The 12,221-nt window shown below is 44.4% G+C and carries 11 protein-coding genes; 10 read left to right on the forward strand and 1 reads right to left on the reverse strand.

Annotated elements, in window-relative coordinates:
• From LRM48_RS01075 to murD, 10 genes are all read left to right on the forward strand, one after another.
• Positions 1-705: an ABC transporter ATP-binding protein gene (locus LRM48_RS01075; protein WP_426303691.1), complete on the forward strand. Its 705-nt coding sequence runs from the start codon at positions 1-3 to the stop codon at positions 703-705.
• Positions 695-1,039 (forward strand): PadR family transcriptional regulator, encoded by a 345-nt coding sequence (locus LRM48_RS01080; RefSeq protein ID WP_243812529.1) that lies wholly within the window; start codon positions 695-697, stop codon positions 1,037-1,039. The genes LRM48_RS01075 and LRM48_RS01080 overlap by 11 nt, the downstream gene beginning before the upstream one ends.
• The gene (locus LRM48_RS01085) at positions 1,039-2,316 is read left to right on the forward strand and encodes a PspC domain-containing protein (RefSeq protein ID WP_243812528.1); all 1,278 of its coding nucleotides are present in this window, start codon (positions 1,039-1,041) and stop codon (positions 2,314-2,316) included. Before LRM48_RS01080 ends, LRM48_RS01085 begins: the two co-directional genes overlap by 1 nt.
• Positions 2,317-2,381: 65 nt before the next feature.
• Entirely contained in the window at positions 2,382-3,221 is an 840-nt protein-coding gene (locus tag LRM48_RS01090) for an undecaprenyl-diphosphate phosphatase (RefSeq protein WP_243812527.1), read from the forward strand.
• A gap of 291 nt (positions 3,222-3,512) precedes the next feature.
• Positions 3,513-4,610, forward strand: a complete 1,098-nt coding sequence (locus LRM48_RS01095) for a hypothetical protein (RefSeq protein ID WP_243812526.1) — start codon at positions 3,513-3,515, stop codon at positions 4,608-4,610.
• A gap of 90 nt (positions 4,611-4,700) precedes the next feature.
• Positions 4,701-5,942, forward strand: coding sequence for a serine--tRNA ligase (serS, locus tag LRM48_RS01100; protein ID WP_243812525.1), 1,242 nt, complete (start codon positions 4,701-4,703; stop codon positions 5,940-5,942).
• 30 nt (positions 5,943-5,972) lie between these two features.
• On the forward strand, positions 5,973-6,344 hold the full coding sequence (gene hpf, locus LRM48_RS01105) for a ribosome hibernation-promoting factor, HPF/YfiA family (protein WP_129744703.1): 372 nt from the start codon (positions 5,973-5,975) through the stop codon (positions 6,342-6,344).
• Positions 6,345-6,469: 125 nt separating this feature from the next.
• Positions 6,470-9,100, forward strand: coding sequence for a preprotein translocase subunit SecA (secA, locus tag LRM48_RS01110; RefSeq protein WP_243812524.1), 2,631 nt, complete (start codon positions 6,470-6,472; stop codon positions 9,098-9,100).
• Positions 9,101-9,115: 15 nt separating this feature from the next.
• Positions 9,116-10,393, forward strand: a complete 1,278-nt coding sequence (locus tag LRM48_RS01115) for a M16 family metallopeptidase (protein WP_129637201.1) — start codon at positions 9,116-9,118, stop codon at positions 10,391-10,393.
• 36 nt (positions 10,394-10,429) lie between these two features.
• Positions 10,430-11,674, forward strand: coding sequence for a UDP-N-acetylmuramoyl-L-alanine--D-glutamate ligase (murD, locus tag LRM48_RS01120; RefSeq protein ID WP_243812523.1), 1,245 nt, complete (start codon positions 10,430-10,432; stop codon positions 11,672-11,674).
• Here murD and hpt read toward each other — a convergent pair.
• A complete protein-coding gene (hpt, locus tag LRM48_RS01125) occupies positions 11,671-12,210 on the reverse strand; it encodes a hypoxanthine phosphoribosyltransferase (protein ID WP_243812522.1) in 540 nt (179 codons plus the stop codon). The two genes, murD and hpt, sit on opposite strands and share 4 nt — an antisense overlap.
• Positions 12,211-12,221 lie beyond the last annotated feature (11 nt).

A 12,221-nucleotide genomic window follows, 5' to 3' on the forward strand; every position in this document is an offset into this window, starting at 1 on the left:
ATTGTTATGATTGAGCTTAAAAATGTGACGAAAATTTACGGCAAAAAGAAGAACCAGTTTGTGGCGCTAAATGATGTGAGCTTGCAGATTCCAACGGGTGTGAGCGTGGCGATTTTGGGAAAATCTGGTTCAGGAAAATCAACGCTGATGCACGCAATTTCTGGCTTGGATCGACCGCAGCAAGGTGAGGTGATTATTGACGGTCAGGACATTCTGAAATTGAAACAAAAGCAAGTTGACGAGTTTCGCGCGAGAAAAATAGGTTTTATTTTCCAGAGTTTCTTTGTTCAGGGAAATGAAAGCGTGGCGGATAATGTGAGTTTGCCGCTGGAAATTGTGAAAATGCCAAGGGGCTTGAGGGAAAGTAAGATCAATGAGGCGTTGAAGGCGGTGGACTTGTATGAGAAACGAAAGAATCGTGCGAAGGATTTGTCGGGCGGTCAAAAGCAACGTTTGGCAATTGCGCGGGCAATTGTCGGCAGTCCTCAGATCATTTTTGCGGACGAACCTACGGGAAATTTGGATAGCGAAACTGGCGCGAAGGTGGAAGAATTGCTGTTCAATTACAACAAGCAAGAAGGCGCAACGCTGATTATCGTGACGCACGACGTTGACTTGGCCAAGAAATGCGATTATCAAATCCTGATCAAAGACGGAAAAATTAAGGGTTCTAACATACCGAAAGAAGGTAAAAGTGGACGTTGATAGCTATGCGGAAAGCTTGGCGGTCCAATTGCGAAAAGGATTTTTGGTTTACTGCGTTTTACTGGTTTGTTCCAATAAGGCGCAGTACGCCGGCGACATTGTTAAGCAATTGAACGATTCAGATTTAACGGTGGTCGAAGGTACGATTTATCCGCTACTGAATAGGCTGCAGAAGGACGGATATTTGCAACACGAATGGCAGGAAAGCGAGCAAGGTCCGCCGCGAAAATATTATTCATTGACAAATCACGGCGATAAGTTGATTCATGAACTTAAGGATCGCATAAATATGCTAAATAATTCGCTTGATAACTTAGAGAAAGGAATAAAATAATGAAGGAAATAACTAGGATTCATCTGGCAAAAACGGCGTTTAGTGTGGAAATTGACGCTAAGAAATCGCTAGAAAAATATCTTAATTCGATTCAGAAAAATATGCACGCCGACGCGGAAGCGATGAGGGAAATAGAGGCGCGAATGGTTGAAATTCTAGCCGAGCGTGGCGTGATGAAAGAAGGCGTTATTGGCGACGATGATGTTTTGGCGATTAAAAATCAAATGGGCGAACCGCGTGATTTTTCGGATGATAGCGATGACCTAACGAATGAATTGACGGATGATAATGAAAAACCAGAAAAGCAATTGATGCGCGACACGGACGGAGCTGTCATTGGCGGTGTGTGCGCGGGAATAGCGGCATACTTTAATATCAATCCGTTGTGGGTGCGACTTATTGCAATTATCTCGCCGTTCGTAACATTCGGCACGATGGTGCTGGTTTATCTCGCGATGTGGGTGTCAATGCCGCCAGCAAAAACCGCGTCGGACAAATTACGAATGCGCGGGAAGCCAGTAACTTTGATTGCACTTAAGGAGGCTTCCGCTGATGGAAGTTCAATTGCGTCTGTCAGAAAAACTCCAATTGCGAAATTTTTCCAATATTTTATCGGTGCTGTGGTGCTACTTACGACGCTAGCGGTGCTGTTTGGGCTGATTGTTGGCGGGGCGCTTGGTGTTTCCGTGGTTAATATGCTCGGCGGTTTGGGAATGCAAATATGGGCGTGGGGAGTGTGGATTTCCTTAGCAATTGGCGGAATATCAGCGGTTATATTTGGCGCAATTGTAACGCGTAGCATATTCGCTTGGAAGGTCAATCGAATGTCTGTAATCACAATGATCGTGGCGGCGTCCGTTGTTTTTATGAGTTTGGCAAGCGCCGCAATATTTAGCGCGCACGCTGGCTTGGAATATGCGCGTGAATCGCAGCAGCTCACGAAGAAAGTGAATATCGATATTCCAGATACGACAAACGCTAATTCAATTTTTATCGATATGCCAGTGGGGAATGTTTCGCGAATAAATTCTGACAAGTTCAAGGTGGAAGCGGAGTTTGTGGATTTACCAAAGGCGAATAAGCCAGAAATTAACGTGCGTCGCGATGGCGATAAAATTGTGCTGTCCGCTTCTGAAAAGTGTAACGCGATATTCTTTGACGGCTGCTTGAAGTTTTATAAGCCGATAACTGGCTTGAAAATTTATGCTCCTGCGGGTGTGAATGTCAGCGGTTTGTTCTATCATAACTCGATTGAAGCAGAAAATTCCGAATCTTAGGCTCGTGCATTTGAATGATTTTACCGCTAATGCTACACTTGAAGGATGAAAGGTAATTTTTAAGCGTGGCGTGGTGGCAAGCAATTATTCTCGGCGTAATCGAGGGAATTACGGAATTCTTACCGATTTCTTCTACTGGGCATCTGACAATTGCTGAGAAGTTGTTGGGAATGCGAATTGACGATCCGAGCGTCGTGGCTTTTACGGCGATAATCCAGATCGGAGCAATTTTGGCGGCAGTGATTTATTTCTGGAGCGACATTTGGCGAATTTTACAGGCTTGGTGGCGCGGTTTATGGTGGAAGCGAGCGCGTCGAAAGTTTGATTATAAATATGGTTGGGCAATTATTATCGGCTCAATTCCTATTGCGATTGTCGGATTATTATTTAAGCATGAAGTTGAAACGGTTCTGCGCAGTTTGTGGTTTGTGGCGTTCGGGCTGATTGGCTGGAGTGTTGTTATGTGGCTGGCTGACAATCGTGCGGTAAATAACAAGCGTGGCGAAACTGAGACAAGCTGGAAAGACACGCTGGCTATTGGCGCGGGGCAGTGCTTGTCTCTCATTCCGGGAGTTAGTCGCTCTGGCGCAACAATTTCAGTCGGTCTGTTTCGTGGATTTGACCGCGTGTCGGTTACGAAATTGAGTTTCTTCTTGGGTATTCCAGCGTTGGTCGCAGCAGGACTATTGGAAGTCGCTACCAAATATAAGCACATTTCTGGCGGCGTCGGCTGGACTTCAACCATAATCGCCACGGTAATTTCATTCGGCGTCGGTTATTTGGCTGTGTCGTGGCTGTTAAAATTTATTCAGAGCAATAATTTTCGACCGTTTATAATTTATCGATTTGTCCTGGGTTTGTTGTTGTTGGTTATGCTTGGTTTGGGAGTGATTTCTCACGTTTAATGAGATTGATTTTTCATATTGCTGCATGTAAAATAAAAGCATAATCAATATCAAATAAAGTTTAAAGGAATATTTTAAGTGGAGCGAGAAAATACAAGAAAGCCTGCATCAAAAGCTTTCGTGCTAAGTCTTTTTATGATCACAATAATACTTATAATATTATTGTTTTTTATTAAGATTTCACCACGTGGAGTAATTGATCCGAATGCAGTTTCTATTCGTCAGGATTCGGGCGAGATTCAATATAAGTATGCTGATGGCAATTGACAGAAGATAGTTTCGCTTGAGGATTTGAAAAATAAGGATAACGGTACTAATAAGGAAGATGACAAGAAAGAATCTAGCAAATCTGATAGTCGCGAAATTGAGATCCAGAAGAACTCCTTGTATATACAGTGGCGATATGCCGGGGAATCTGAATGGAAAAATATCATAGCCTACTCAGACTTAAAGGGTAAGGATGGCCGAGACGGTAGAGATGGTCTTAATGGCCAGAATGGCAAGGATGGGCGAGACGGTATTAACGGCAGGAACGGTCAAGATGGCAAGGACGGTCTTAATGGTCAGAATGGTAGAGATGGTCGAAAAGGCGACAAAGGCGACACTGGTGCGGCGGGTCCCGCTGGGGTAGCTGGAGCCACGGGAGCTACAGGAGCTACAGGTGCAACTGGTGCTACAGGAGCGGCTGGCCGAAATGCTACAATTTCTGTAACTAATAGTACTCAGCCTTGCTCGACTGGATTGACTATTACCGGAAATGGCACAAGTAACCTAGGTTTACAATTTACAGGTAAGAATCTTCCTGCGGGTGGTAAAACAAATCAAGTACTCGGTAAGAAAACTGATGACGACTGCGACGTAGAATGGAAAGATTCGTATGAAATTCGCGGGACTGGTATGCCTGAAGGCAATGTTAAGGCTAGTGTTGGTACGTACTATACCGATACAGCTGCTACAAACGGTGCCGTTCGCTGGATTAAAACTCGTGGTAGTGATAAAACAGGTTGGAAGGTTGTATATGGTGACACTGGCTGGAGAAGTGTTCCTCAAATTCTCTCAACATCCATGAAAGCTAGCGTGGTTAAGGTTCGACGAATTAACAATACTGTTTATCTATATGCAGCTCTTACAGGCTGGGCCAACAGCTGGAACGGTGGTGGTGCTGCGTTGCCAGATGGGCTGCGTCCTAGTGACCAGATGCAAGGTCCTTCTGCTGGACGATGGGGTGGCTCGTATTTGACTTGGATCGTTCAAACTTTCGGGATGATTAACGCTGAAGCAGCTAGCGCTCAGAATCCAACGCCAACACTTCCCCCGATTGTTAGCGTATCATATGTGCCAAATGACAATGTTCCATGGCCAACGACGTTACCTGGCACGGCTATGTAAGTAAATTATTTAAACTTATCTAAAAATCCCCGTCTGTTAAATCCGGCGGGGTTTATTTATATATAGTCTATGTTGTTATATAATTGAGACATGTTAGACATTAAGTTCATCAGGGAAAATGTCGATTTGGTGCAAAAGTCGGCAAACGATAAAGGCTATAAAGTTGATATTGCGGCATTGTTGCAATTAGACGATGAGCGTCGCGATTTACAGAAGCAGGTTGAAGCGCTACGCGAACAGCGGAATGTTATTTCAGCGAAAATGAAAGGCGGCCGACCAGACCAAGAACTGATTGATCAGGGCAAGCAATTGAAAGTTGAGCTGGCAGAGCGTGAGAGTTATCTGAAATCGACCGAGGAAAAAGTTGCGGCAATTCTTAAAAACGTCCCGAATATCACTTTTGACGACGTACCTCTGGGCGGTGAAGAAGATTCCGTTGAAGTAAAAGTTTATGGCGATTGTAAAACTGGTGCAAAGGACCATCTGGATTACGCTGTAAGCCGCGGCTGGGTGGACTTTGAGCGTGGCGCTAAGGTGGCTGGTGCGAAGTTTTACTACTTGAAGGGTGATTTGGCTTTGCTGGAAAATGCCGTAACTCAATTTGCCTTGGATTACGTAACAAAGCAGGGCTTCACATTTATGACTGTGCCGCATATGGTCAATTTGCGAACGGCTGAAGGCGCAGGTTTTACTCCGAAGGGTGAAGGTAGTAATGAATATGTAGTTGACGGTGAAGATTTGACGCTAATTGGTACGGCGGAAATGCCATTAACCGGCTATCACGCGGATGAGATTTTGGACGAGAAAGATTTGCCATTGCTATACGCTGGATATAGTCCTTGCTATCGAAAAGAGGCGGGGACATACGGCAAGCACACGCGTGGTCTGTTCCGAGTTCACCAATTTAATAAACTGGAAATGTACGCGTTTTGTCTGCCGGAGCAATCTAAAGAGATTCATGAGAAAATTCTTAGCGTTGAAGAGGCGCTTTGGCAGCAAATTGGGATTTCTTATCACGTGGTTAATATTGCGGCGGGCGATTTGGGTGCGCCGGCTGCAAAGAAGTACGACATTGAATATTGGTCGCCAGTTGACCAAACTTACCGTGAGCTGACGAGTTGTTCGAACTGTACTGATTATCAAGCTCGTGGTTTGAATATTCGAGTTCGTCGAGAAAACGGCACGATTGAATCTGTTCACACTTTGAACGGAACTGCGGTGTCGCTGGCTCGCTCATTGGTGGTGATTTTGGAGAATTTCCAGAATCCAGATGGAACTTTGACTGTCCCTAAAGTACTTCGTCCGTATATGAATGGTCGTGACGTGATATAATAGAGAGCATACTAGTTAGTAGGAGGAAAAATGATTAAGGATATTACAATTACTGGCGTTAAATATGAGCTGAACGCCACAACAAAAAAATACGTTGAGCGAAAAATTGGTTCTCTGGGAAAATACTTGCCACGCCACGCGCGAAAAAGTGCGTCTGCAGACGTTAAGATTAAGCAGATTGACAATCCTGGCGGCAACAAGTACGAAGTTGAAGTTATCATCAATGTGCCAGATAAGAAAATTATAGCTAAGGATTCAACCATGAACGTTTTGGCTGCAGTGGATATTGTTGAAGCTAGGTTGAATGGTCAAGTTCGTAAGTACAAAGACGATGTGCTGGCTCACGTTGGCGGAAGTCGTGGGGTTTTGGCGAAGCTAAAGCAAACTTTCGGCCGAAAATAATTGATAGATGAAATTAGCAGGAAAGCGTTCAGATTCTGGGCGCTTTTTCTTTTCAAATTGCCCGAAAAAAGTTATAATAAAAGAAGTTTTTGAAAATGCCTGAAAGTGAGGGAGTTTTAAGGTTTATGGCAATTACACAACAAAAAGCGCTGAGTAAGATTTTTGGCGATCCACAGAAGAAGATTTTGAAACGATTGCGTAAGCAAGTTGACGTTATTAACGGTCTGAATGACAAATATGAAAAGATGTCCGACAAGGAGCTTCGGGCGCAGACTGATGAGCTGAAAAAGCGTTTGTCGAAGAAGAGTGTGACGCTTGATACGATTTTGCCAGACGCGTTTGCTGTAGCAAGGGAAGCCGCTAAGCGTGTGATTGGTGAGCGTCCGTATGACGTGCAGTTGATTGGTGGTATGGTTCTTCATGAGGGCAATGTTGCCGAGATGAAAACTGGTGAGGGTAAGACTCTTGTGGCGACGCTGCCAACTTACTTGAATGCTTTGGAGGGCAAGGGCGTTCATGTGGTGACAGTTAACGACTATTTGGCGCAGCGTGACGCTGGTTGGATGGGTCAAGTGTATGATTTTCTGGGCTTGACCACCGGTGTGATTATCAATGAAGCGTCATTTGTTTATGATAAAGATTACGACAATGAGCATCACGACGATCCTCGAATGCGAAAACTTCGTCCGGTTTCGCGTAAGGAGGCTTATGCTGCGGACATTACGTACGGCACGAATAACGAGTTTGGTTTTGACTATTTGCGCGATAACATGGTTAACGATGTCGATTTGCTCAGGCAGCGTGAATTGAACTTCGCAATTGTTGACGAGGTTGACTCAATTCTGATTGACGAAGCTCGTACGCCACTTATCATCTCTGCTCCAGCGGCTGAAAATCCTGACAATTATTATACGTTTGCTAAAATAGCCGCGAAGTTGGTTCCGGAAGATTACGTTTTGGATGAGAAGCGCCGAAGTGTTGCCTTGACTGATGAAGGTGTTGAAAAGGTCCAGAAATTGTTGGGAATAAAAAACTTGTACACACCAGATCACGTGCGCAGTGTTTATCACATGGATCAGGCTTTGCGAGCACAGACATTATTCAAGCGCGACAAGGATTATGTTGTAACTAATGACGGCGAAGTAATTATCGTTGACGAGCATACTGGTCGTCTGATGCAGGGTCGCCGCTACAACGAAGGGTTGCATCAGGCGATTGAGGCGAAAGAAGGTGTTCCTGTGCTGGAAGAAAGCATGACCTTGGCGACAATTTCATTCCAGAATTATTTCCGTTTGTATAATAAATTGAGCGGCATGACTGGTACGGCGTTCACTGAAGCCGAAGAGTTCCAGCAAATTTATTCACTTGACGTTATTCAAATTCCACCGAACAAACCAGTTATTCGCGAGGATAAGGAAGATCTGATTTTCAAGACTGAAAAGGCCAAACTTAAAGCTGTAGCTGAGGCGATTAAGGATTACCACAAGCAGGGTCGTCCTGTTCTGGTTGGTTCTGGTTCTATTGAAAAGAATGAACAAATTGCCAAATATTTGGAAAAAGAAGGCATTAAATTTGAGATTCTGAACGCTAAGAACAATGAGCGTGAGGCTGCGATTGTGGCGAAAGCCGGTGAAAAAGGTGCGATTACTTTGGCTACAAATATTGCTGGTCGCGGTACTGACATTAAGCTTGGCGAGGGTGTCAAGGAATTGGGCGGATTGGTTGTTATCGGTTCGGAGCGACACGAATCACGCCGAATTGACAATCAGTTGCGCGGTCGTGGCGGACGTCAGGGTGATCCAGGCGAGACTCAGTTTTATGTTTCGACCGAAGATGATTTGATGCGAATTTTCCAGGGCGAGCGAATTGCGTCGTTGATGGATAGATTGGGTGTTGATGATGATACGCCAATCAGAACTCGCGCCGTATCGAAAACATTGGAAGCGGCACAGAAGAGAGTTGAAGGCTACAATTTTGATACGCGCAAAAATGTTGTTCAATACGACAATGTGATTAACCGTCATCGTCGCGTCGTTTATGTTATGCGACGCAGGATTTTGGAAGGCGATAATATCAAGCCAGAAATTGAGCGTTTGCTGAAGGCTAAAGTTCACGAATTGACAACTCTTCCATCAAAGAATAATCCAAAGTTTGTCGAGGATTTCTCGGTTATTTTCCCGGTTGATAAGGAAAAAATTGAAAAGGTTGGCAAGGAGAAGAAAGATCGTTTGCGCTATGAGAAGGCGCTGGAGCTGGTCGAAGAAGCTTACGCAGAGAAAGAGCGTGAGATTGGCGCTGATGATTTGCGTGGAGTTGAGCGCGAAGTTTATATGGCGGTGTTGGATACATTGTGGATGCAGCATTTGGAAAATATGCAACATTTGCGCGAGGGCATTCACTGGCGAAGTGTTGGACAGCGTGACCCTTTGGTGGAATATCGATCAGAATCCCAGAAGTTGTTTGAGAGTTTGCAAGCTAATCTCCGCGATGAAGTTCTAGCAACGATATTTAATATCCATAAAGCCGACGCTACAGTTCGTCAATCTCAAGACGACGAATATGACACTGAGCTAACTAGGTTGGCAGAAAATGCCGTTGAGCGTGGCGTAAATGAAATTGGTTCGGGCGAGGAAAATCGTGACGATGACTTCTCTGTGAAAAAGGGTAAGACTAGCGCGGAATCAAATCGTGCGAAGAATCAAGCTCGAAAGAAGAAAAAGGCTCAGCGACAGAACCGTAAGAAAAATCGTAAATAATCAGAGAACTAGGCAATGAAACATACAGTTGAGGAAATTAGACTGAAGAATGGTGCGCGCGGCTTGTTGATTGACGTTCCAGATGCTACGGTAATGAGTTTTCAGGTGCAGTTCAGGGCGGGAAATCGCTACGTTCTGAATAAAGATATTTATGAAACTGCTCACATTATGGAGCATATGGCGTTCGGTGCGAATGAAAAGTTTCGTTCGGAGCACAATTACGAGCAGGAATTTACCAAGAACGGCGCCTATCACAACGCTTACACTTCTGACTATTCAATGGTTTATGAAGCGATTTGTGCGGATTTTGAGTGGGACAGGATTTTGGAGCTTCAGAGATTGGCTATTACAACGCCGCGATTCAACGCTGATGAGCTTGAGGCGGAAAAGGGCAATGTTCGCTCTGAATTGACTGGCTATCTCAACAATCATAACCGCGTGATGTGGCCGCGCATTCAGCAGGCGCTGGGTGAAGATATTTTGACGTATAATCAGCGCTTAAAAACAATTGCTAATATTGAGCTGAAAGACATTAAAAATCATCACAAGCGAACGCATACCTTGAAGAATATGCGGTTTGTGGTGGCTGGAAAAATGGCTGGACGAAAAGCGGCTATTAAAGAACATCTTGAGGGATGGCAATTAGAGACGGGCGAGCGGTTCGTTATTCCGCGCGATGAACCACGCAGGGCTAACCCAGTCTTAGTTAAGCGAAAAGAGGCGACGAATTTGACGTTTGGCTGGTCAATGATGATTCCGCGCGAGTTAAGTGATGAAGAAGTCACGGCCATGAACGCATTGAATCACATTCTGACCGGCACGATGAGCTCGAGGATTTTTGGCGCGGCTCGTAAAAAAGGCTTGGCGTATGGTATTTTTAGTGATACGTCGATTGGTTTTTACGATTCGGCTTGGGATTTTGGTGGACAAGTAAATGTTGAAACTGCAGAAAAGCTCTTTGATATTATCGTGAGAGAATTGAAGAAAGTTTTGGCTGGATCTATTTCCGAAGAGGATTTGGAAAGTGTGAAGTCATATTCGTTGGGTCGTTATCAAATGGGCGCTCAAACTGTTGGGCAAGTAAGTAATTTTTACGTAGGACGATATTTTGCTGATGATTTCGTGAGAGATTATGCCGCCGTTCCAGATTCTATTTTGGCGGTAACTCCTGATCAGTTGATTGAAACGGCTCGTCAATTTTTTGCATCCAACACGTGGACGTTGGCGGCAGTTACTTCGGAAGAAAAAGAGCTATTAACAAAGCTGTACGATAAGCTCGACAAGCTGTTTTAGGGTGTAATCGTAAATTGCCCGTGATATAATCAGGTTATGAAAATTGTCATTGCTGGTTTTGGTGTTGAAGGTCAATCTAATTTGCGGTATTTTCGAGAGAAGTTTCCGGAAGCTGATTTTTTGGTGGCGGACGAGCGTGAAAAAGTAGATAATTTGCCGGAAAATGTGGCTTATCAGACGGGATTTTCGGGGCTGGATGACGCGGATTTAATCGTTAGGTCGCCAAGTCTTCCGCCAAAAAAGATAAAGACTAACGGTCGAATTTGGTCATCTACTAATGAATTTTTTGCCAATTGCCCAGCGACTATAATTGGCGTGACTGGCACAAAAGGCAAGGGTACGACGTGTAGTTTTATCTCGTCGATTTTGCGTGCGGCGGGTAAAACTGTTCATTTGGTGGGAAATATTGGCGTGCCAGCTTTGGATATTTTGCCAAAAATTGAGAAAAATGACATTGTTGTTTACGAATTGTCCAGTTTTCAATTGTGGGATTTGCAGAAATCTCCGCACGTTGCTGTGGCGCTGATGATTGAGCCTGACCACTTGAACGTCCACGCTGATTTTAATGATTATTTGGCGGCAAAAGCGAATATTGCCAAGTTCCAAACCACGGACGATTATGTTGTCTATAATTCTCAAAATGAGTTTAGTTCGTCGATTGCAGATACGAGTTTGGCGCAGAAAAAGGAATATCCATTTGCTCTTTCGGACGATATAATTTCTGCGATTCGCTTGCCAGGGAGGCATAATGTCGACAATGCGTGCGCAGCGATAGCGGCGGTAAAGTCGATTTTGCCGAACGTGTCGGATGATGAGATAAAGAGGGGGCTTAGCGAGTTTACAGGGTTACCGCATCGACTGAAGTTTGTTGCTGAAAAATACGGTGTGAAATATTACGATGACAGCATTTCGACCACTCCGGGCAGTGCGATTGCGGCATTAAAAGCTTTTGCGGAGCCGAAAATTTTGATTTTGGGCGGCTCAGATAAGGGCGCAGACTACTCTGAATTAGCGAAAGAAATTGCCCGACAAAACGTGCGATCGATAATTATCAATGGTGCTAACGCTGATGAAATTAGGGAAGTTTTAAGGGAAGAAAAAGTTGATTGCGAGATTGTCCAATTGAATATGGCGGGAATGAAAGAAGTTGCCAAATCAGCCAAAAATAAAGCGCAATCTGGCGACGTGGTGATTCTTAGCCCAGCGGCTGCCAGCTTTGATATGTTTAAGAGTTATTCTGATCGTGGCGAGCAATTTGTCGCCGCCGTAGAAGAGCTTTAATCTTGATAGACTTCTGGTTTTAAGACGCCGATGTATGGCAAGTTGCGATATTGCTGGCGGAAATCCAGGCCATAGCCAACGACAAATTCATTCGGCGTATCGATGCCGACATAATCGGCTTTTGCGTCAACTTCGCGCCGCGCTGGTTTGTCTAATAGTGAGCATATTTTTACCGATGCGGCATTTTTTGCGGCAAATAATTCTCTTAGCGCCTGGGCGGTTCGACCGCTGTCAATTATGTCCTCAACTATTAACACATGTCTATCCGTCACGTCGGTATCCAAATCTTTGATGATTTTTACAGATCCAGAAGATTTTGTGTCGTCACCGTAGCTGGAAACCGCCATGAAGTCAATTTCCATATAGCAATCTATCGCTTGTATCAAGTCGATCATAAACGGCGCCGCGCCGCGTAAAATACCCACGACGACAGGATTTTTATCGTGATAATCCTCGGTCAATTTTTTCCCAAGTTTTTGAACTGCTGTTTTTATATCTTCATTCGTAAATAGAATTTTCTCAATATCTTTATCCATCTTTTTATTTT

The sequence above is a fragment of the Candidatus Nanosynbacter sp. TM7-008 genome (assembly GCF_022828245.2).
GTDB lineage: Bacteria > Patescibacteriota > Saccharimonadia > Saccharimonadales > Saccharimonadaceae > Nanosynbacter.